The 21,342-nt window shown below is 41.5% G+C and carries 24 protein-coding genes; 17 read left to right on the forward strand and 7 right to left on the reverse strand.

Annotation, left to right across the window (positions count from 1 at the left end; all coding sequences use genetic code 11):
* Positions 1-126: 126 nt before the first annotated feature.
* Positions 127-558 carry an exonuclease III gene (locus tag VRK28_RS01525; protein WP_269407720.1) on the reverse strand — a complete coding sequence of 144 codons (432 nt, stop codon included), beginning with the start codon at positions 556-558 and terminating at the stop codon, positions 127-129.
* Between the two features lie 243 nt (positions 559-801).
* Here VRK28_RS01525 and xthA point away from each other — a divergent pair, with 243 nt between their 5' ends.
* Genes xthA through VRK28_RS01540 form a run of 3 tightly spaced genes read left to right on the forward strand, consistent with a single transcriptional unit; the run spans position 802 to position 3,052 of the window.
* Positions 802-1,611 (forward strand): exodeoxyribonuclease III, encoded by an 810-nt coding sequence (gene xthA / locus VRK28_RS01530; RefSeq protein WP_269407719.1) that lies wholly within the window; start codon positions 802-804, stop codon positions 1,609-1,611.
* Positions 1,608-2,258, forward strand: coding sequence for an energy-coupling factor ABC transporter permease (locus VRK28_RS01535; RefSeq protein WP_332393152.1), 651 nt, complete (start codon positions 1,608-1,610; stop codon positions 2,256-2,258). The genes xthA and VRK28_RS01535 overlap by 4 nt, the downstream gene beginning before the upstream one ends.
* Positions 2,255-3,052: a putative RNA methyltransferase gene (locus tag VRK28_RS01540; RefSeq protein WP_332393153.1), complete on the forward strand. Its 798-nt coding sequence runs from the start codon at positions 2,255-2,257 to the stop codon at positions 3,050-3,052. The genes VRK28_RS01535 and VRK28_RS01540 overlap by 4 nt, the downstream gene beginning before the upstream one ends.
* On the opposite strand, the gene yfbV is transcribed toward VRK28_RS01540, so the two are convergent.
* The gene (yfbV, locus tag VRK28_RS01545) at positions 3,049-3,495 is read right to left on the reverse strand and encodes a terminus macrodomain insulation protein YfbV (protein WP_054552963.1); all 447 of its coding nucleotides are present in this window, start codon (positions 3,493-3,495) and stop codon (positions 3,049-3,051) included. The genes VRK28_RS01540 and yfbV overlap by 4 nt on opposite strands.
* 290 nt (positions 3,496-3,785) lie before the next feature.
* Here yfbV and VRK28_RS01550 point away from each other — a divergent pair, with 290 nt between their 5' ends.
* From VRK28_RS01550 to VRK28_RS01580, 7 genes are all read left to right on the forward strand, one after another.
* Complete coding sequence (locus tag VRK28_RS01550; RefSeq protein WP_332393154.1) at positions 3,786-5,000, forward strand: acetate kinase; 1,215 nt, start codon at positions 3,786-3,788, stop codon at positions 4,998-5,000.
* A 4-nt stretch (positions 5,001-5,004) separates the two neighbouring features.
* Complete coding sequence (gene pta / locus VRK28_RS01555) at positions 5,005-7,161, forward strand: phosphate acetyltransferase (protein WP_063529714.1); 2,157 nt, start codon at positions 5,005-5,007, stop codon at positions 7,159-7,161.
* A gap of 209 nt (positions 7,162-7,370) precedes the next feature.
* Complete coding sequence (locus VRK28_RS01560; RefSeq protein WP_054552960.1) at positions 7,371-7,763, forward strand: ACT domain-containing protein; 393 nt, start codon at positions 7,371-7,373, stop codon at positions 7,761-7,763.
* A 3-nt stretch (positions 7,764-7,766) separates the two neighbouring features.
* Positions 7,767-8,264, forward strand: coding sequence for a PTS glucose transporter subunit IIA (locus VRK28_RS01565; protein WP_054561267.1), 498 nt, complete (start codon positions 7,767-7,769; stop codon positions 8,262-8,264).
* Positions 8,265-8,269: 5 nt separating this feature from the next.
* On the forward strand, positions 8,270-8,614 hold the full coding sequence (locus tag VRK28_RS01570) for an ArsC family reductase (RefSeq protein WP_054561266.1): 345 nt from the start codon (positions 8,270-8,272) through the stop codon (positions 8,612-8,614).
* Positions 8,614-9,744 carry a succinyl-diaminopimelate desuccinylase gene (gene dapE, locus VRK28_RS01575; RefSeq protein WP_332393155.1) on the forward strand — a complete coding sequence of 377 codons (1,131 nt, stop codon included), beginning with the start codon at positions 8,614-8,616 and terminating at the stop codon, positions 9,742-9,744. Before VRK28_RS01570 ends, dapE begins: the two co-directional genes overlap by 1 nt.
* A complete protein-coding gene (locus VRK28_RS01580) occupies positions 9,741-10,421 on the forward strand; it encodes a M15 family metallopeptidase (protein ID WP_332393156.1) in 681 nt (226 codons plus the stop codon). Before dapE ends, VRK28_RS01580 begins: the two co-directional genes overlap by 4 nt.
* On the opposite strand, the gene VRK28_RS01585 is transcribed toward VRK28_RS01580, so the two are convergent.
* The gene (locus tag VRK28_RS01585) at positions 10,408-11,277 is read right to left on the reverse strand and encodes a DMT family transporter (RefSeq protein WP_332393179.1); all 870 of its coding nucleotides are present in this window, start codon (positions 11,275-11,277) and stop codon (positions 10,408-10,410) included. The genes VRK28_RS01580 and VRK28_RS01585 overlap by 14 nt on opposite strands.
* 137 nt (positions 11,278-11,414) lie before the next feature.
* Here VRK28_RS01585 and VRK28_RS01590 point away from each other — a divergent pair, with 137 nt between their 5' ends.
* Genes VRK28_RS01590 through VRK28_RS01605 form a run of 4 tightly spaced genes read left to right on the forward strand, consistent with a single transcriptional unit; the run spans position 11,415 to position 14,315 of the window.
* Positions 11,415-12,779 carry a COG3014 family protein gene (locus tag VRK28_RS01590; protein ID WP_332393157.1) on the forward strand — a complete coding sequence of 455 codons (1,365 nt, stop codon included), beginning with the start codon at positions 11,415-11,417 and terminating at the stop codon, positions 12,777-12,779.
* An 8-nt stretch (positions 12,780-12,787) separates the two neighbouring features.
* A complete protein-coding gene (locus VRK28_RS01595; protein WP_054552954.1) occupies positions 12,788-13,213 on the forward strand; it encodes a YcfL family protein in 426 nt (141 codons plus the stop codon).
* Between the two features lie 10 nt (positions 13,214-13,223).
* Complete coding sequence (lpoB, locus tag VRK28_RS01600) at positions 13,224-13,835, forward strand: penicillin-binding protein activator LpoB (protein WP_054561262.1); 612 nt, start codon at positions 13,224-13,226, stop codon at positions 13,833-13,835.
* Between the two features lie 12 nt (positions 13,836-13,847).
* Complete coding sequence (locus VRK28_RS01605) at positions 13,848-14,315, forward strand: glycine zipper 2TM domain-containing protein (RefSeq protein ID WP_130166277.1); 468 nt, start codon at positions 13,848-13,850, stop codon at positions 14,313-14,315.
* 25 nt (positions 14,316-14,340) lie between these two features.
* On the opposite strand, the gene VRK28_RS01610 is transcribed toward VRK28_RS01605, so the two are convergent.
* Together VRK28_RS01610 and VRK28_RS01615 are read right to left on the reverse strand one after the other, a co-directional pair.
* A complete protein-coding gene (locus VRK28_RS01610) occupies positions 14,341-15,558 on the reverse strand; it encodes a pyridoxal phosphate-dependent aminotransferase (RefSeq protein ID WP_054552951.1) in 1,218 nt (405 codons plus the stop codon).
* 93 nt (positions 15,559-15,651) lie between these two features.
* Positions 15,652-15,996, reverse strand: a complete 345-nt coding sequence (locus VRK28_RS01615) for an Hpt domain-containing protein (protein WP_058584795.1) — start codon at positions 15,994-15,996, stop codon at positions 15,652-15,654.
* A gap of 129 nt (positions 15,997-16,125) precedes the next feature.
* Between VRK28_RS01615 and VRK28_RS01620 the strand changes: the two genes are divergently transcribed.
* Both VRK28_RS01620 and VRK28_RS01625 read left to right on the forward strand, forming a co-directional pair.
* Entirely contained in the window at positions 16,126-16,725 is a 600-nt protein-coding gene (locus VRK28_RS01620; RefSeq protein WP_332393158.1) for a tRNA-uridine aminocarboxypropyltransferase, read from the forward strand.
* Complete coding sequence (locus tag VRK28_RS01625; protein ID WP_332393159.1) at positions 16,725-17,501, forward strand: CLCA_X family protein; 777 nt, start codon at positions 16,725-16,727, stop codon at positions 17,499-17,501. The genes VRK28_RS01620 and VRK28_RS01625 overlap by 1 nt, the downstream gene beginning before the upstream one ends.
* Here VRK28_RS01625 and VRK28_RS01630 read toward each other — a convergent pair.
* Both VRK28_RS01630 and dcd read right to left on the reverse strand, forming a co-directional pair.
* Positions 17,467-19,803, reverse strand: a complete 2,337-nt coding sequence (locus VRK28_RS01630) for an EAL domain-containing protein (RefSeq protein WP_332393160.1) — start codon at positions 19,801-19,803, stop codon at positions 17,467-17,469. The two genes, VRK28_RS01625 and VRK28_RS01630, sit on opposite strands and share 35 nt — an antisense overlap.
* A 292-nt stretch (positions 19,804-20,095) precedes the next feature.
* Positions 20,096-20,683: a dCTP deaminase gene (dcd, locus tag VRK28_RS01635; protein ID WP_062565148.1), complete on the reverse strand. Its 588-nt coding sequence runs from the start codon at positions 20,681-20,683 to the stop codon at positions 20,096-20,098.
* Between the two features lie 281 nt (positions 20,684-20,964).
* On the opposite strand from dcd, the gene VRK28_RS01640 reads away from it, so the two are divergent.
* A complete protein-coding gene (locus tag VRK28_RS01640; protein ID WP_062565147.1) occupies positions 20,965-21,291 on the forward strand; it encodes a hypothetical protein in 327 nt (108 codons plus the stop codon).
* Positions 21,292-21,342 lie beyond the last annotated feature (51 nt).

A 21,342-nucleotide genomic window follows, 5' to 3' on the forward strand; every position in this document is an offset into this window, starting at 1 on the left:
GCACTTACAGCCTGGTTAAGTTGAGGTTAAGCCTATGATTTAGCAAGCCTTTCATGGATTACTGTAATTTTTTCATAAAAAAAGCGCTCCGAAGAGCGCTTTTTACAAATAACAAAAATGCCGCTATTAGATAGCTGCGTTTTGGTAACGCTTAACGAAGTCTGTTACTGCTTCGCCATTACATTTTAACGTATTTAAGTTACCAATTTTTTCACGCACAGGTGTTAAACCTTTTTTAAGTGCAGTGATGCAAAGTTGAGTTTCTTTTTGCTCATTTTTAGCAAACACTTCAACAGCTGCTTTTGCTGCTTCTTGTGATTGTGCTTTTTTAGCAATTTCACGGATGTCAGTACCGTTACATAAAATGCTTTTTGAAAAACGTGACATTGAAATGCCATGCTTTGCTGCTTCTTTACGTGCAGCGGTAAACCCTTCGTTCGCACTTAAGATACATAACTTTGATTCAATACGGTTATCAGCTGAAAAGTAGTGCGGGTTGCTTGCTAATGAGCCAAATGAGATACATGCAAGAGAAAGCATCACTAATTGTTTTTTCATGGTTTACCTTTAAATAGTACATAATATGAACGGATGGTTTGCGCGCATTATATAAACAAAAACCAGTAGATCAACTGAATTATTTATTTAATTTAATAATTAATAGTGAGTTAACAATGTTTTTAAATTAAGCAGCAATTGATCAACATTTACCCAATTTGATTTTCGTAATTAGCTCATGAATAAGCCCTAGTTTGATGATAGAATTGCGCTAAACACTGAAACAAAAATAATAGGTGCACCATGAAGGTAATCTCATTTAACATTAACGGCCTGCGCGCTCGTTTACACCAATTGCAAGCCGTAATTGATAAACATCAACCAGATATTATTGGCTTACAAGAAATCAAAGTACATGATGAGGCCTTCCCTCTCGAAGACGTGCAAAAAATGGGTTATCACGTTTATTTTCACGGTCAAAAAGCGCATTACGGCGTGGCTATGTTATGTAAACAAGAGCCGAAATCAGTTGTTAAAGGCTTTGCTACCGATACTGACGAATCACAGCGTCGTATGATCAGTGTTACCGTGAGACAAGAAAATGGTCGTGACCTAACGGTGATGAATGGCTACTTCCCACAAGGGGATAATATTGCCCACGAAACCAAATTTCCTTACAAGCGTCAATTCTATAAAGATTTAATGACTCACTTAGAAGATAACCACACGCCAGAGCAAGATGTTATTGTGATGGGCGACATTAATATTTCACCGACCGATCTCGACATTGGTATTGGTGAACCAAACCGTAAGCGCTGGTTAAAAACAGGTAAGTGTTCGTTCCAACCTGAAGAGCGTGAATGGTTAAGCACTTTATTAAACTGGGGCTTTAAAGATACCTTCCGTGAACTTTACCCAGAAAAAACTGAGCAATACTCGTGGTTTGATTACCGCTCAAAAGGTTTTGATGACAACCGCGGTCTACGTATTGATGTGATCTTAGCAACCCCTGCTCTTGCTGAGCGTTGCGTTGAGTCTGGTATCGATTACGAATTACGTGGTATCGAAAAACCATCTGATCATGCGCCAATTTGGTCAACATTTAACGCATGATAGACACACTGCAATGGCAGCTCCCTTTGTGGAGCTGTGTGGCTCTAATACTTTGGCTCAGCTTTGATAAGCAAAGCGCATCACAATTATTGGCAACGCCAATAAGACAAGTTGGTGTGCTCGCATGTGCTTTAGTACTTGCGGTACTGTGGCGCATTAAAGCGGGGATATTGCCAGGCCTCGAATTGCATATTTTAGGGGTCACTGCAGTGACCCTAATTTTAGGCTGGCGACTGGCTATTTTTGCAAGCCTTCTTGCAAGTTTACTCTTGGTATTAGTCGCTCAGTTGCCAGTATCAATACTGCCAGTGCATTTATTGTTTACTGCTTTTTTACCAATTACATTGAGCTATTTGTGTTTTGTAATTTGCTATACCTATTTACCAAGACACTTTTTTATTTATATCTTTTTATGCGCGTTTTTAACCGCTGCTGTTATCGCCTGTATTAAAATACTTACCAGCGGTGTGTTTTATTACTTGCTTGGTGATTACAGTTTTATTGAGATTTCAGAAAACTATCTGATCCTGTGTGCCATAATTTGGTTTCCTGAAGCAATGCTCAATGGCATGGCCATTACCTTGATGATCACCTATCGCCCTCATTGGGTTAAAACCTTTTATGATAAGGACTATTTAGACTCATGAGTCTTCACTATCACTGCCCGCTTTGCAAACTTGAACTTACTCTAAACGACAAAACTTACCGTTGTGACAACAACCACAGTTTTGATATCGCCAAAGAGGGTTATGTCAATTTACTTCCCGTGCAAAATAAAAAGTCTAAACAACCGGGTGATAATCTTGAAATGGTGCAAGCTCGCCGCGCTTTTTTAAGTGCCGGACACTATTTGTTTTTACAGCAAGCTTTAGCAGAGCTAGTGGCATCTCTCGAACCGAGTTCAGTGATTGATTTAGGCTGTGGTGAAGGCTTTTACACTCAAGCAATTGCATCGCAGTCTAGTGCCGATGTATATGGTGTTGATATTTCTAAGCCCGCGGTAAAATACGCCGCTAAGCGTTATGAAAATGCGCATTTTAGTGTCGCGTCGATTAGCCAAGCCCCTTTTGCAGATGCGCAGGCTGATGTGCTTGTTAGTGTGTTTGCCCCTTTATTTGCACAAGAACTTGCTCGCCTTGCCAAACCGCAAGCTAGTTTAATTGTTGCAAGCCCTGGCCCTTGGCACCTTAAAGAGTTAAAAGCGTTTATTTATGCTGATGTGAAACCACATACAGAGATAGAACCACCAGCAGGCTTCAGCAAAGAGTCAATAAACTTGTTAGAGCAACAGGTGCTGTTGTCTGTCGATGAGATAAAACATTTAATTATGATGACGCCATTTGCGTGGAAGTTTCGCCCAGAGCATTGGCAGCAGATAGAGCAACAAGGCCCACAAAAAGTAACGTTATCGTTTTATGTGAGCCAGTTTGTTCGCGATTAGAAGTGTTCTTTAGTGAAGGCTTTATCCATTTTTTCGAACATATCTTTTAATAATTGAGCTAAGTCAGTGTAGCGTGGTTTTTCAGTCGTTAATTGTGACTGATAACCATGCGCCTTCATTTTACTGTGCAACTCGGTATACCAACTTAGCATTGCTGGCTCTAAACGGGTTTCTGCACGGCGGCCCAGCCACAACAAACCTTGAAGTGGTAGTGATAAAAAGAAAAGCGCGATAGTGATAGCTTGTGGAAAATAATCACTACCTAAGTAATTCACTTGCATAAAAACGGTCAGCATTGCCAATATTGGCATCACTGTAATTGCCAGATCAGTGGCCTTGATCACTCTGAATTCGGCAAACAATGGAGCGAGCTCTTGTCGCATCGGCCATTTTTTAGCGTATTGACGACCTGTTTGCACTTGTGACATGACACCTTTTTGCATCATCACTCCTAGGGTTTTCAACTTGTTTCACAACCGAGTGTAACACACTCCCGGATACAATCCCTGCAAAACCTGTCCTAGTTTTAATACCAAATTAATGGTTAGGAGACTAACGTTTAAAGTCTAAATGAGATAAAATGTTATCGGCTTAAGTCAACCAGACTTTAGTATAATTACAGCCTAGCTTTGTTAAGTGTAGCAACAAAATACTTATTTACTATACTGGCAAAGAATTCTAATTATCAAGCCTTAATATACACTGACTGATATCGTACTTTTAGGACCTAGCTATGCCGACGCCCCTTTGCTCACCACAACATGTTTTAGTACTGAACTGTGGTAGTTCAAGTTTAAAATTTGCCATTTTAGATGCCGCCACTTCTGACGAAGTTATTTCTGGTTTAGCTGAGCGCCTTGGCTCAGACACGCCTTCAATCAAATATAAATATAATGGTGAAAAACAACTTATTGAGCTTGCAAAGGGCCAAGCCCACGATGCAGCCATTGCTGAGCTTGTGAAGCTAGTTAATGAGTTAGGCCTTGCGGATAATTTAATTGCTGTGGGTCATCGTGTTGTGCATGGTGGTGAGCATTTCACTGAATCTGTGCTTATCGACGATAATGTACTTGCAGCTATCGAAAAAACAGCCGCACTTGCTCCACTTCATAACCCAGCGAACTTATTGGGCATTCGCACTGCACAGCAAGCGTTCTCAGCGCTGCCACAAATTGCTGTATTTGATACGGCATTTCATCAAAGCATGCCAAATATTGCGTACTTATACGCCCTGCCTTACTCGCTTTATAAAGAGCACGGCGTAAGACGCTATGGTTTCCATGGCACGAGCCATTATTATGTTGCAGGTGAAGCGGCAAAATTATTAGGCAAAGAGCGCGAACAAACCAATGTGATCAGTGCGCATTTAGGTAATGGTTGTTCGGTATGTGCGATTAAAGATGGTAAGAGTGTTGATACTAGTATGGGCCTTACACCGCTTGAAGGCTTAGTGATGGGTACCCGCAGTGGTAGTATCGACCCGGGTTTATTCACGTTTTTAACTCAGCAACTAAATTATTCAGTGCAAGAAATTGATGATTTACTTAATAAACAAAGCGGTTTGTTAGGTATTAGTGAATTATCAAATGATTGTCGCACTATTGAAGAAGCCGCCGTTGAGGGCCACCCACAAGCGAACCTTGCACTCGATATTTTTTGCTACCGCTTAGCAAAACAAATCGCCGCATTCTTGGTGCCAGTACAACGCCTTGATGCACTTATTTTCACCGGTGGTATTGGTGAAAACTCAGATATCATTCGTGACAAAGTAATCACTCAATTAGGCTTTTTAGGCCTTGAGTGTGACGAAGCTGCAAACTTAGCGGCACGTTTTGGTAAAGAAGGCTTAATTTCAAAAGGCCAATCGCATGCTAAAGCGTTTGTGATCCCGACTAACGAAGAATGGGTTATTGCTAACGATGCAGCCCGCATTGCAAAGGAGGGTTAAGTAAATGGCACGTAGAATTATGTTGATCCCTATTTCGACTGGGGTTGGTTTAACATCTGTTTCTGTTGGTTTAGTGCGCGCACTTGAGCAAAAAGCGCTTAAAGTGAACTTTTTCAAACCAATTGCGCAGCCGCGCTCTGGCGATACAGGACCTGAAAAGTCGACGCAAATTGTCACCCATGGCTCGCCAATTAATCCGCCGACACCATTTGAGCTTAGCTATGCAGAGCAAATGATAGGTGATGGTAAAGGCGACGATTTACTAGAAGAAATCGTAGAGCGCTTTGAAAGCACCATTAAAGAAGACGAAATTGCTATTATTGAAGGTATGGTGCCAACACGTCGTCAGCCTTATGCTGGCCGTGTAAACCGTGAAATCGCGCAAACACTGGGTGCTGATATTGTTTTTGTTTTAACACCTAGTAACGATAGCAACGACCAAATTGAAGACCGTTTAGAAATTGCTTCTGGCAACTATGGCGGTGTTAACCACCCTCGCGTGCTAGGCTGTATTTTCAATAAAGTTAATGCTCCTTTAGATGACGAAGGTCGCGCACGTGCAGACCTTGTTGAAGCCCATGAGCCTGAGCAACTTGAAAACGAATTAAACCGTTTAGCATCATTGCCTATTTTCAGAAAGCACCCATTTAAATTATTAGGTTCAATCCCGTGGGATTTCGACCTAGTAGCGCCACGTGTGCGAGATTTATGTGAATACCTAAAGGCCGAAGTTATTAACGAAGGCGACATGGCTCACCGTCGTTTACGTCGCGTTACTTTCTGTGCTCGTACTGTATCGAATATTTTAAGCCACTTTACCCCGGGTGCATTACTGGTCACTCCGGGCGATCGCTCTGATGTACTCGTTGCCGCTTGTTTGTCAGCCATGAATGGTACCAAGCTTGGGGCTATTTTATTAACCGGTGGCTTTAAACCTGAAGATCGCATCATGAAATTGTGCGAACAAGCTATGAATACCGGCCTGCCGATTCTTGCAACACAAGAAGATACATGGCGCACGTCTTTATTACTGCACAACTTCAATATGGAAGTACCGTGTGATGATGACCAACGTATCGATAAAGTAAAAGATCACAACGCGAGTAACATTGACTCTGACTGGTTAGACAGCCTTGCACAAAGTGTTGGTCGTACTCGTAAAATGTCTCCGCCAGCGTTTCGCTTCTTACTGACAGACAAAGCCCGTCAAGCGAAGAAAACGGTTGTTTTACCTGAAGGTAATGAGCCGCGCACGATTAAAGCCGCAGCAATTTGTGGTCAACGTGGCATTGCAAAAACAATCCTACTTGGTGACAAAGAAGAAATTTTACGTATTGCTGAGCAACAAGGTGTTGAGCTTAACGATAATGTAACCATTGTTGAGCCAGGTGATGTGATCAACGATTACGTTGCGCCTATGGTCGAAATTCGTAAAAGCAAAGGCTTAACAGAAGTGGTTGCCCAAGAGCAACTACTGGATAACGTGGTGCTTGGTACTATGATGCTTGAGCAAGGCAAAGTAGATGGCCTAGTGTCGGGTGCGGTAAATACCACAGCCAACACGATTCGCCCACCGCTACAGTTAATTAAAACTGCACCGGGTTCATCGTTGGTATCGTCAGTGTTCTTTATGTTGTTACCTGATCAAGTTCTGGTTTACGGTGACTGTGCTATCAACCCTGATCCAACGGCAGAGCAACTGGCCGATATCGCGATTCAATCTGCGGATTCAGCGGCCGCGTTTGGTATTGAGCCTCGTGTTGCAATGATCAGCTACAGTACGGGTACCTCGGGTTCAGGTGCTGACGTAGAAAAAGTGCGTGAAGCCACTAAGCTTGCCCAGCAAAAGCGCCCTGATTTAGTGATTGATGGCCCGCTTCAGTACGACGCTGCAATTATGGAAAACGTAGCACTTAAAAAAGCACCAGACAGCCCGGTTGCAGGTAAAGCAACAGTGTTTGTATTCCCTGATTTAAATACGGGTAATACAACCTATAAAGCCGTACAACGTAGTGCCGATTTAATTAGTATTGGCCCTATGCTGCAAGGTATGCGTAAGCCGGTAAATGACTTGAGTCGTGGTGCATTAGTAGACGATATTGTTTACACCATTGCCCTTACAGCGATTCAAGCTAAGCAAGTTGAAAGCTTAGAAAATTAACCCTTCAAAATTTAGGCTAATTTATAAAACCTTTATAAATTAGCCTATTAGCTTCTTTATACTGACCTATTCCCATATTTATCCACAGATTCTGTGGACAACCTCAACAGTGATATTGAGTAAAACCTCAGCAATCAAAATTATTGCGCTTTATCTTAACTTTGTTTACCTATACTATAAATTCAAAGGCTTCAAAGATAGGATCGCAGATGTCAAAACAAACGTTACAACTTCATAGTGAAGAACTTACCATTCATAGTTTAGATGTCGATGCGACGATTGATCCTGCCTTACTCCAACAAGCTATTTTCTTTATTGCAAAAACGGCTGATGAGCTGTCTATTGTCTGCCCAAGTAGTTTCCAGCTCGACAGTCTTGATCAAGAAACCGACTGGCAAGCACTTGAAGTTATTGGCCCACTTGGTTTTTCGTTAACTGGTATTATGGCGAATATTTCTGGCGTGTTAGCAAAAGCGTCGATTTCAATTTTTGCATTATCAACCTACGATACAGATTATGTATTGGTGAAAAAGCAAAGTATGGCAAAAGCTATTACAGCCCTGAAAAAAGACGGTTACCATGTGCTAGGTGATGTTAAATAAGCCATGACTAACGAAGTTCAATACTTACCCGAACGCAGCCTCAGAAAAGCGCGCTGCATGGCCATTAAAAGCCCATTTACAGGGCGTGTTAAAAGCATTAGCGAGCACCCTGAGCCATTTTTTCGTTTTGCTACCCTTGGTCCAGGGATTAGTGTTGAACTAACTAGCCACAACATCATCGCGCCATTCGATGGCACCCTATTACAAGTTAAAAATGCCGGTAAAGAATACATTTTACAGGCAAAAAACGGTTTAAAAGTTTTATTAAACTTATCGTTTTCTTCGGTTGAAGAACATATCAACCACACCAATATTGCTAAATTAAACGGCAGTAAAATTAGCAAAGGTGAACGATTAGCCTATTTTGATTTACGCGAGCTGAGCAGCCCTATGCTTGGTACACTGTGCGTTCTCAATAGCCAACACCTTGGACCCCTATATTATTCACTATCTCAGGTCACTGCTGGGGTAGACACATTACTCACTGTAACTAAAAAGTAGAATTTATGACTATCATGTACGGTATCAGCAATTGCGATACAATCAAAAAAGCCAAGAAATATTTAACTGATAACAATCAAGAATTTACTTTCCATGATTACCGTAAAGACGGCATTAGTGCTGAGCTAGTTAACGAATTTGCAGCGCACATTGATTGGCAAGATTTAGTTAATAAACGCGGCACAACTTACCGTCAATTATCTGATGAGCAAAAGCAAAACCTAGATAAAGAATCTGCATTAGCATTGCTGGTTGAGCAACCTGCGATGATCAAGCGCCCGGTACTTGTGCATAACGGCCAATACCACTTAGGTTTTAAAGCAGCTCAATACGATGAGATCTTTGCCTAATGACTCACCCTGTTATTGAACTTGCTCAAGCGCTTATTCAGCGTGAATCAGTAACGCCTGAAGATGCTGGTTGCCAAGCGTTAATGAACGAACGCCTTGAAAAACTAGGCTTTAATATTGAATCACTGTTTTTCACTGATACCTTGAATACTTGGGCTCGTAAGGGAGATGCATCACCGCATTTTTGTTTTGCTGGTCACACAGATGTTGTACCAACAGGTCCTGCAAAAAATTGGCAGCACCCGCCTTTTTCTGCACTGGTAAAAGACGGTATGTTACATGGTCGCGGCGCAGCCGATATGAAAGGTTCACTGGCTGCCATGGTGGTTGCCACCGAGCGTTTTGTTGCTAAGCACCCAGATCATAAAGGGTCAATTTCGTTTTTAATTACGTCTGATGAAGAAGGCCCGTTTATCAACGGCACAACCCGTGTTATCGACACTCTTGAAGCACGAGGCGAAAAAATTGATTTATGCCTAGTTGGCGAACCCTCTTCACGAGATGTACTTGGCGATGTAGTAAAAAATGGTCGTCGCGGTTCTTTAACTGGCTTTTTAACTGTTAAAGGTGTGCAAGGCCATGTTGCTTACCCGCATTTAGCGCAAAACCCAATTCATTTAGCTGCTCCTGCGTTAACTGAGCTGAGTCAAACCGAGTGGGATCAAGGTAACGAATTTTTCCCTGCAACGAGCTTTCAGGTTTCGAATATTAACGGTGGCACTGGTGCCGGTAATGTGATCCCTGGTGAGCTTGAAATTCAATTTAACTTTCGCTTTAGCACCGAAGTAACTCACCAACAGCTACAGCAGCGAGTCGTGGAAATTGTTGAGAAACACAACCTGAATTACGAGTTAAATTGGATTGTCAATGGACTGCCGTTTTTAACCGAACATGGCCCGTTAGTTGATGCCACCGTGCACGCTATTAAGCAGGTGACTGGACGCGACACCGCACTTGAAACCACCGGCGGTACTTCTGATGGCCGCTTTATCGCGCAAACGGGTGCCAAAGTCATTGAGCTTGGTCCTCGTAATGAAACTATTCATAAAGTAGATGAATGTGTTAGCACGGATGATTTAATTCAACTAGCTGATATTTACGAAGTCATTTTAGAGCAACTGCTTACATGAACCAAACCGAGCTTAAACAATGCGCCACGGGGTTAAGTAGCTCACATTTAGTTGAGCTACAAAATCATCGCTTGCATCGTGATATTGTTAATGATTTTTTAGCTCTGCAGCAAGGAGCAAAAGAAGCAGGTATTGATCTGACAATTGCCTCTAGCTTTCGCGATTTTCATCGTCAAAGTGCTATTTGGAATGCTAAATTTCAGGGCCTTCGACCGGTTTACACCCTTGAGCAACAAACGGTAGACATAGAAAGCCTAAGTGATACTGAAAAGTGCCATGCTATTATGCTTTACTCAGCACTGCCTGGGGCAAGCAGGCACCACTTTGGTACCGACCTCGATATCTACGATACCCGCCCTATTGACGATAATTACCAGCTGCAATTAACGCCTGATGAGTATTCGCCCACAGGGCCCTTTGCCAAGCTTGCGGTATGGCTTGACGATAACCTAGAAAAGTATGGTTTTTATCGCCCTTACCAAGAATACAAAGGTGGGGTTGCCCCTGAGCCTTGGCATATCAGCCATATCGGTGTATCTGCAAAGATGATGGAGTATTTATCAGTTGCAACATTACAACACTGTATTGAACAAAGTGAGCTCAGCGGCAAACAAGCGATACTAGCTGAACTTAACACTCTGTATGAACGCTACGTATTAAATATTAATACGCCCTAATTTTAGCCATTAAAAACACCAGTACAGCGCCAAGAATTAAGGCGCTGGCTAAAACTAAACGCGCTGTTAATTGCTCATCTAAAACCACCACCCCAGCTAATGTGGCAAGCACAGGCACGGTTAGCTGCACCACCCCTGCTTGGCTACTTTTAAGCCTAGGTAATGCTATGTACCAAATGCTATAACCAAGCCCGGATGCAAGCGCTCCTGAAGCTATCGCTAAATAAACCCCACTCGCAGTAATACCTTGCCAATCAACCACGGCTAGAAACACTAAAATTGGCACGAGTATTAAACTTCTTAGAAAGTTAAAGCTGGTTGCTTGCAACGGTGAGCTGCATGATTTTCCGCGAATACTGTAAACACCCCATGCCACGCCACTTAACGCCATAAGCATTGCTGGCATGAAAGAAGGCACTGTGGCTGAGGGCAGCATTAAGTAAATAAAACCCGCAAAAGCAACAAACAAAGCCCCCCACTGCACTTTACTGAGTGGTTCTTTATTTAAAACACTATGGCCTATCATGGTTAACTGCACTGCCGAAAATAAGATAAGTGCGCCTGTGCCTGTGTTTAAATCAACATAGGCAACTGAAAAGCACAGCGCGTAAACAAATAAACTAAGGGCACTGATATTGTTACCTTTATCGGTTAAAGGTTGTGCTGTTGGCGATTTTGTTCGCCTTAGCTTTATTTGCCATAAAAGTAAGCCAAGCAACATAAATGCCCCACTGGCTAAGCGAATAGCAGTAAAACTTAACGGATCAATATCACCACTTTGTAATGCCATCCGGCACAGCAAAGAATTAGCTGCAAACGCACAAAGTGCAATCAAGGTATACAGTATGGTGCTCAACAAATGAGTTATCCTTTTGGTTTTAAAAAAGATAAGACCTAAAATTAGACAATTAACTTACGATTTTTTACATAATTTATCATAGAAGGTTAAGCCGCGTATGCTAATCTCAGTACATTGTTTAAAAGGAGTGTTCAGTGCATCGACGTTTATTTATTGGAGCTGCTCTACTGTTATCTGGTTGCAGTACCATAGGTATTACTGATCTATTCCAAGATTATGCGACGCAGCTAAGACCTGTGCGCCAAGCTATTTCTCAAAATAACATAGCAAGTGCGCAGCAACTTTTGCCAAGTAACAGCCGAGGCCATAGTAACTATTTGTTAAATCAGCTTGAAACGGCCCGTCTTGATTTTTTGGCTAAACAAAATTCTCAGGCCAATGAGACCTTTGAAGCTGTTTATCAAAATATGGAAAAAAAGCGTCAAGCAGCCAAAGTACAGCTAAGTGCAGGCCTTGAGCAAACAAATTCATTATTAACCAATGACTCAGTGATTGGTTATGAGCCAGCAGCCTATGAAATGACGATGCTGCATAGCTACAAAGCACTGAGTTATGTATTTGATAAACAACTTGAATCTGCATTAGTTGAAGTTAGACGTGCAAATAAAGTGCAAGAAGATGCACTAAAAGACAACCAAGCTGTACTTGATGAACAAGCAGAAAAGGCAGCCGAAGGCTACCCTGATATGGCTGAGCTTATTGGTAATGTCAAAAATGGCTTTCAAAATGCCTTTACGTTTTATTTGTCTGGCCTACTTTATGAGGCAGATAAACAGTTTGATGATGCCTATATCGATTATAAGAAAGCACTCGAAATAAATAGCGAAAATAGCTACTTACAGCAAACAGTGTTACGCCTTGCCAAAAAACAAGGGTTTGATCAGGACTTTGAAGAATTTAGCAAACGCTTTGGCAAGCTAAAACAGACTCAAGCAAACACGGGCCAAGTAATTGTAATTGCAGAGCAAGGTTTGATACCAGCAAGGCAAGAGTTTCATTTACGATTACCCATTTATACCTCCCGTGGTGATGCACGCTTTTACAGTATTGCCATGCCAGTTTATCGCGATGGGCCTTATGCAGGCAGTGATAAAACCGTGAGTCTCGGTGGCGAAAATTTGCCACTGACGCCCATTGTTAGGCTTGAAGCCTTGGCAGCAAAAACTTTGAAAGATCAAAGTGCTGGTAGAATAACCCGCCAAGTTATGCGTTTGGTTGCGAAAGAAAAGATGCGCGCAGAATTGGCAAGAAGCGGCGGCGATGTCGGTAATATTTTAGCGAATATTTATAACATTGCATCAGAGCAGGCTGATACGCGAAGTTGGTCTACTTTACCTAGTCAACTGAGTATTGCGCAGCACGCGATGCCAGCAGGTCAGCACGCTTTAAGCGTGCCAGGGCACGGCGAAATAGACTTTACGGTTAGTAAGCAAGGGTTAACCTTGATTTTTCTAACCTCTATAAATAACTACTACGACACACATGTCGTACAACTCTAGGAGCAATGATGAAATACTTAGTGCCACTATTAACCATTTTACTTGTTGCGGCTTGCTCCTCACGCCCTACCACTTCTGGCATTGGTGTTGAGCAGGCATCACAACAGTATAACCAACAACTGATTGTTAATAACCCTGAACTTGGCAAGAAATTAGCCATTACAGATGTAAAAACACGCCAAACAAATGGCTTAACAGATGTTGTTGTGACACTGGCAAGCCAGTATAAAAAGTCTCAATACTTACAGTATCAATTTACTTGGTATGACGCTGATGGCTTTGTTATTCGCGGCAACCACTCACCTTGGCAACCTATTACATTATTTGGATTTGCCAAGACCCAATTACCGGGCCTAGCCCCGACAGCAAATGCTGTCACCTTCTCGCTTGCAGTGCGTGAAGTGTCAACAGAAGCACAAGAATTTGAAGATTAAGGATACTACAATGAAATTACTTTCTGTTAAGTCGGCTGCGGCCGTTGCAATGACAAGCGCTTTATTGCTGTCTGGTTGTGCTAATAAAGCCGTTGTTAGCTATGGTGATGCGCAAGCCGTAGAAACCACAGATATCAACTTTGGTTCAACAGATCTACAAAAAGTAGCAAGCCAAATGACAGACTCGTTACTTGCTTCACCTGTGGTAGGTACCATGACAGCAAATACCCGCCCTATCGTGTTTGTTGAGCGTATTAAAAACAAAACGAGCGAGCATATTGATACTGAATCTATTACTGATTCAATCTCAACACAGTTATTACGCAGTGGTAAGTTCCGCTTTGTTGATATGACCCGCGTTGAAGCTGTGCGCGAGCAACTTAATTTCCAAAACGTTGACCCACTTGTAAACCCAAATACCGCTATTGCTTTTGGCCAGCAAGTTGGTGCGCAATATATGTTATACGGCAACTTATCGAGCATTGTTAAATCAAATGCTGACAAGGCTGATGTGTATTATAAATTCACTATGCGTTTAATGGATTTAAAAAGCGGCCTAGTTGAGTGGGCTGATGAAACTGAAATCCGTAAAACACGTGAGAAATCAACTTTTGGCTGGTAGTCAGGAGGATTTATGAAATACCTAGTAGCAATCCTAGCAAGCTGTTTATTACTGAGCTCGCCAAGTTATGCTGACTATCAGCGTAACAAAGCAGTACCAGTACAGCAGGTGTTGTTCGGCTCAGTACAGTCAGTGCGAACCATTACTGAACAAGAGCTGGTCAGAGATAAAACCAACGGCTGGGAAACGTTTGGTGGTGCGCTAATTGGCGGTGTTATCGGTAATCAGTTTGGTGGCGGCAGTGGCCGCACTGTAGCAACCATTTTAGGTTCGATGATTGGTGGCTCTGTTGCCCACAACCGCCAACAAAACAGTCGCATTATACAGTATCAGCTCGTTGAATTGATGATCAAAGTAGAAAGCGGCGAACAATTTATGGTTGTGCAAGATAAAGACAACCAAATGCTGTTCAACCAAGGTGATAAAGTACGTTTGGTGTACCTCACCGATAACACGGTGCGTGTTGATAAAGCTTATTAAAAAAGCGAGCCTCGGCTCGCTTTTTTTAGCTTTGTCGATAATCAGCGAAGAATCGCTGCATCTTACTCATGGCTTCTGTTAAATCATCTTTGTTTGGTAAAAATACTAACCTGAAATGATCAGGATCAGGCCAATTAAATGCGCGACCATGCACTAATAAGATTTTCTCAGCTTTGAGTAAATCTAAAATCATGCGCTCATCATCTTTAATGTTAAAGTGCGCCGTATCCACTTTCGCAAATGCGTAAAGTGCTCCTTTAGGCTTTTTACAGCTAATACCATCAATGGCATTTAAGCCACGCCATGCAATATCACGCTGAACGTACAGTCGACCACCTGGGTTTATCAAGTTATCGATTGACTGCACACCGCCTAAAGCTTGTTGAATAGCATACTGAGCAGGCACATTGGCACATAAGCGCATTGATGCCAGCATATCTAGGCCACGGCTTAAGTCGTCCATCATGCTAGTACGACCGCTTAACACCATCCAGCCCATACGCAATCCCGCAGCGCGGTACGTTTTTGCTAGGCCATTAAAGGTGATAATTGGCACATCATCACACAGCGCACCAATCGAGCTGTGGCTGACACCGTCATACAAGATTTTCTCGTAAATTTCATCGCTCAGTAACAATAACTTGTGCTCGCGAGCAATATTGATAAGTTCCATCAACAGATCATCACTATACACCGCCCCTGTTGGGTTATTCGGGTTTATAAGCACCAATGCTTTGGTCTTTGAGGTGATCTTCGATTTAATATCAGCAATATCAGGGAACCAATCTTGTTCTTCATCACATAGATAATGCACAGGGTTACCCCCTGCTAATTTAACTGATGCTGTCCATAACGGATAATCCGGTGCAGGAATAAGCACTTCATCGTCATTATCAAGTAATGCTTGTGTGGTCATTTGAATTAGTTCGCTGACCCCATTGCCGATATAAATATTATCGACATCAAGATTAAATAAACCGCGTTGCTGATAGTGTTGATAGACAGCCACACGGGCTGAGTAGAGGCCTTTAGAGTCACAGTAGCCTTGGGCTGAATATAAGTTACGGATGATATCTTTGTGCATATCTTCAGGCATATCAAAGCCAAAGGCAGCTGGGTTGCCAATGTTTAGCTTTAATACTTTTTGCCCTTCGTCTTCCATTTTTCGAGCTTGTGCAAGCACAGGCCCACGTATGTCATAACAGACACCGTCTAGTTTGTGACTCTTTTTGATTTGTGACATGGTTACCTCTACTAATTAGCCTTAAGACTACCCTAGTAAAGGGGTACCATGCCAGAGGATTTTTGCGGTTATAACTGAAATAAATTCAAGTTTTTAGCGAGTAGCGAACCAAGCTTGTAATTTTTCTACAGAACCTGAAACTTGTTCATCAAGGGTTTGAGATTTTTCTTGTGCAGTAGCTACATCACCTTGGTTTAGGGTGAGTTCAATTTCTTGCGCAAGCGATGATAAACTCGCGGCACCAAATTGGGCTGCATTTGATTTTAAACTGTGTGCATGTCGTGCTGCAGCTTCATTATCTGAACCAAGATTTGCAAGTACTTCAGAGCCTAAACGCTGAAATTCACTACAACAAAAGGTCAAGGTGTCGGCAAATTGGTCACCTAAAAGTGATTCCATCCCTTCAAGTGCACTCTCATCAATTGTGATTGTCGTCATCTTTATCCCTTAATCAAAATCGTAATTATATAAATCGCAACTTTAGCCGTTCATAGCTAAAAAGCAAACCTGCTTTGCGAGTTAAGCTCATGTATACTAGGCATAGTTTTGATTTACACCTGAGTTCGTATGGCTAGAGAATTGTGCTCACATTGTGGCTTTTCAGTTAAAACTTGTTTATGTGATTCAATAAGCATAATCAATAATAGACTAAAAATCATTATATTACGCCACCCTAATGAGGAAAAAGTTACTAAAAACACCGCTAATTTACTGAATTTAGGCTTAGATAATTGCCAGATCCTTGCGGGTGAGTCAGAACAAGACTTCTTACAGCTTGCAACATTGCCAAAAGCAACAACAGCGGTACTCTACCCTGCTGATAATGCATTATGTTTAGATGAACACACTGCCACTACAGATGCTTTCAAACAGTCTTTAACTCATTTAATCGTGATAGATGGTACATGGAAAAAAGCCTACAAAATGCTGCAATTAACTCCTAGCCTCCACGCATTTCAAGCCGTGAGTTTTAAGCAAGTACCACAAAACAAATATGTCATCCGTAAAGCACCACGAGCAGATAGTTTGTCAACTTTAGAAGCTGTTGCTCATAGCCTTAAATTAATTGAAGGCCTTGATGTAACACCTTTATACAAATTATTAGCAGCACTAGTCGATAAGCAAATCCAGCATATGCCAGATGATGTTAAGGCACGCTATCTATAATGCGTGTATCAAAACGACTTAGCGCGGGTTTTCATCGTCAAGGACCAGATTATCGCTTTGATGATCAGGTTGATTTTGTCGATATTCGCGATACCTTTGGTTTTCGTACCATGGTGGTTGGCAATTGGGTTAATAAGCAAGAGCGACTATTAGCGGCGAATTTAATTTACGATGCCTTAGCTGATCTTGCACAAATACTGGCTTTACCCCCAACAGCAATTGGCCTTAGGGGTAAGCTTAATTTTGCCTTTGGTCATGGTGGGCAAAAAGGTGTGCAGGCTCATTACAATGCCCACAGCCAAACCCTTGCACTTGCAAAAAATGCCGGCGGAGGCGCTCTCGCCCATGAATGGTTTCATGCGTTTGATCATCATATTTGTCAGCATTTATTCAAAGGCAGAAAGAGCATGCAATTTTGCTCAGCACTGTGGCTCGAACAGTCACCAGATTTGAGTCATCCACTTAATCAGCGCTTAAATGAGTTTTATCATCAGGTATTTTTAGACTCCTCAGGTGAAAACCCAAATGCGTTCGTGAAGCAATCTATCGCTTTTGATAGGCAGGTAAAGCAACTTTATATGAGTATGCCTGAAGAACTAGCGGCTCGCTGTTTTGAAAAGTGTATTGCCATGCACCCTGATATAAAAAATAGCTTTTTAGTGAGTGGGTTATCGACAAGTGGCTTAATCTACCCGGATGAGCAGCATACAATGCGCTGCTTTTCAGCACTGCTGAATTACTTTAATCAGTTAGGTTCGCTGTTGCATCAAGGCTAATTTCAACTTTCTGCACCTCGCTTATCCAAGTTAAGTAATCATCTGCACAAAGCGGTTTTGAAAAATAATACCCTTGTCCAAATTGGCAGCCATAACTTTGCAGCATTGCTAGGCTTTGCTCATCTTCAATACCCTCAGCAACAACATGTGCACCCAAAGTAGTGGCGATGTCACAGGTTGCCCGGCAGATACTCTGATCGTTCAATGAAAATGGCAGGTTTAACACAAATTGTTTATCTATTTTCACCTCATCAAAGCCTAGCTGGCTCAGATATGCAAGCGATGAGTAGCCAGTACCAAAATCATCAATTGCAAGCTTTAAGCCGATTAAACGGTAGTCATCAAGTGTTGCTTTAATCTTTTTACTTTCTTCTAAAGTGGCTGATTCTGTAAGCTCTAACATCACAGATTCAGCCGCTACTTTTTGCTCATTTAAAATAGTAATTAACAGCACGGGTAAGTCTTTATTTAATAAATCTTTTGCTGAAATATTTATAGAAATAACGTGATCGGGTATCAGTTTGCAAAATTTTGCTTGCCACTCAATACCTCTTTCAACAACCCATTCAGTTAACTGATTGATCACCCCGGCTGACTCTGCAATTGGAATAAACACATCAGGGCTTACTGCACCAAATACGGGATGCTGCCAACGCAGTAATGCTTCACAGCCAACAACTTTGCCTGTTTTTAAGCAAATCTGTGGCTGAAAATGCAAGCTGAGTTGGTCTTCATCAATCGCTATTTTAAGCGCTGCAGCAATCGATAACCTTTGCTCAGACAGGCGTGCAGTTTCTGAATCAAACATTCGCCAACGCTCACCTTGTAAACGCTTTTCAGACATTGCTTGTATCGCACATTGGAAAATTTGCTTCGCGGTATTACCGTGCATTGGGTAATAAGCAACGCCGATATCAACACTGTCGACTAAATTAATTTCTTCATGGGTGAGCCCTTCTTCAAACACACCATGGATCAAACATGCAAACTGCTCTATGTGGCTTAGTTCAAGCTCTCCCATTATTAGGCAACCAAATGTGCTGTCATCTACATGCGCAAGCCAAGCGCTTCTACTGGTTTGGATTTCGAGCTTTAGTGCATTCATACTCTGCAACTGAGTATTTAAGATACTTAATCTTTCATTGATACAAATATTGGCCTGTTCAAAGCCAAAGGTAGAACGGGCATTTGAAAGTACATGAGCCTTAAATAATAAAACTGAAAAGTGTTGTTTTTTCGAAACTTTTTTCACAATCTGCGCGAGCAAAAATTGCTTATTTGGCAGTTTAGTATCTGCATCATGCAGCATCGAATAATTAAATGCTGAAATTTGCTGACGATCTTTTAACAATAGAACGGAACATATCGCCAGTGATGTGATAAGTAAGATGGTGTTATGGACACCATGGTAACCAATGCCAAAGCCATTCCAAATAAATAGACTAAGCACCTGAATAACAATAGTTAAAAGCATAAAAACACGCAGGTGAGTACGGTTGTTTTTACGCTTAATCAAACGATAAAAGATTATAGAAGCAAAGCACAAAAAGCCCAAACAGCTGACTATAAAAAGCCACTGACGATTAAACTGAGGCAATATTGATGACAACACAGCTGCGCTTAGTAAACAAACCATCATAGCTTGCCAAGCCTTTTTAAATTTAACTGTATAGGTATGGATCGCTAGAAAGTGATATAAAAAATAGCTTACAAAACATAATGCAAACTCATTAACAGGCCATTTTGTTTCCCAATCTAAACCATTAACAAGATAGCTTATTAACCCGTTATCAATCAAAAATCCGATACAAACCAACACGAAGTACGCATCCAGTACCAAGTATTTTGGTTGCTGTGATACAAAAAAATAAATAGCACACACAAACATACATAAAATTAGCACGCCTAAAATAGCGCCATAGCTTAAAATTATTTGATGTAAATTGGTTTCAAATATCTTGGCTGAAATCACCCCAACTTCAATTGTCAGTGCCCTATCATGCTCAAAGTTAACTAACGCCCAGCGATGCCCCTGACTATGCTCAATCAACCAGTGCGGTCGAACATTTGATAAACTTTCTAGTGAAGCGAGTCGCTGATTATTGGTAGCCTGATAGTTTTCATCTAAAAGGTAAAATTTAGCCCAGGTTAAATTAGGCTCACCAAGATATACAACATAATTTCTATTGTCGGGAAGTTGGAATAAATCGATTATTAACCAATGAGATGTTTGCGGGGCAAGGCGAATAGAACTACTTTCGAGTGCATTTAGCTTTTTAGCATTTTGTAGTGATTGTTCCAAGGATTCACTTAATTTGGCAAGTGGCTCAGCGGAGTCAAGCAGCCAAACTGACGCACTATCACTGGCAGCAAAAGTACTTACGCTGTGTAACAACACACAACAGAGAAATACGAGCAATTTTTTTATAACCCGTTGGACTTGCTTGCCAATAAAGTGCATTTTAGCTCCGTGCTTTAAACACCAGCTAAAAGTATGGGAGGAATACGCTTAAATTGCCAATTATGCAGGCTTTTATTAGGTAAAAAGTTCAGTAACAAAATGTTATGTGGCCCGAAAGCCACACAAACTCTAATTATTTATTATCATCACTGATACGACTTGCAACCGCCGAATTTTGATCTTTATATTTTGCGTCTTTACGAACGTTGTATGGGTTTTCTGCAGGGCTTGTCATGGTTTCAAAGCTCATAGCACCAATTTTCATCATTGGGCGTAAAGCTAATGGCAATTTACCTGAATTGTAAAACTCTAACACGATATTACCCGACCAGCCTGGATCAATACGATGTGCTGTTACATGAACCATCAAACCAAGACGTGCTAAAGATGAGCGACCGTCTAACCAACCAACAATATCTGCTGGTAATGTAACTTTTTCATGGGTGATAGCCAGTGCCAGTTCACCTGGGTGGAGGAAAAATGCTTCTTCTTCAGCAAGCACAATCTCATCACTCATGATTGATTCCATCGCCTTGTTAAGCTGGTCTTTTGGACCACTTAAGTCAACATAGGCTGCGGTATGATCTTGGAAAACTCTAAACTTGTTGCCCAAACGCAAGTCCACCGTAACACCTGAAATCATTTCTTTGCTCGGTGTTGGCTCAATAACAATGCGGCCTTCGTCAATAAACTGCTGAATATGGGTATCTGATAATCTCATTTATTATTCTACCTAATACAACTTAAACATATGATTTTAAGCTGAAAAAACACGCTAAGCTCTAGTTGAAACACAACAAAAGTCGAGTGTGTATCAGTAAAGCCAAATGGGGTGGATATAGTGTGACATATATTACACAAATCAACAGCGTGTTGCGCGAATAATTCTCAACAAAATAAGATAAGCCATCTCAGCTAATAAGATCAGTGTTTTCTGATTTATCTAAAGTACTGGGTTTTGTTTTAATTACGCGATTACAAGGAGAATGAGGATAAGTTGTTATGGATTACGTTATTTTATCCGTAATAACATTGCCAGCATGCGTTGTCGCAATTTTAATAGCCAAACACTATGCTAAAAAGCACGATTTATGGCATGGCTTTCTCGTTTTTGTCGGTTCACTACTATTAACTAGCTGGTCGGTAGTGGGCTTAGTTGCTAACGAAACTTTCTTTTTCCCGCTACCTTCATTACTCACTATTGCCTTTTACTTCTACTGTTTTGGTGAAACCGATATTGTGTTCATGCCTAATTTATTAATTAATCCTGGTATTGCTATTTTTTGCTATTTTTTGGGCTACTTACTTTATCGCAAGAAGCCTCTTTAAAAACGTCTTAATTATCAGATTAAAATAAAAAAAGCCGCTCATTGAGCGGCT

The sequence above is a fragment of the Pseudoalteromonas sp. P80D2 genome (assembly GCF_036680945.1).
GTDB lineage: Bacteria > Pseudomonadota > Gammaproteobacteria > Enterobacterales > Alteromonadaceae > Pseudoalteromonas > Pseudoalteromonas shioyasakiensis.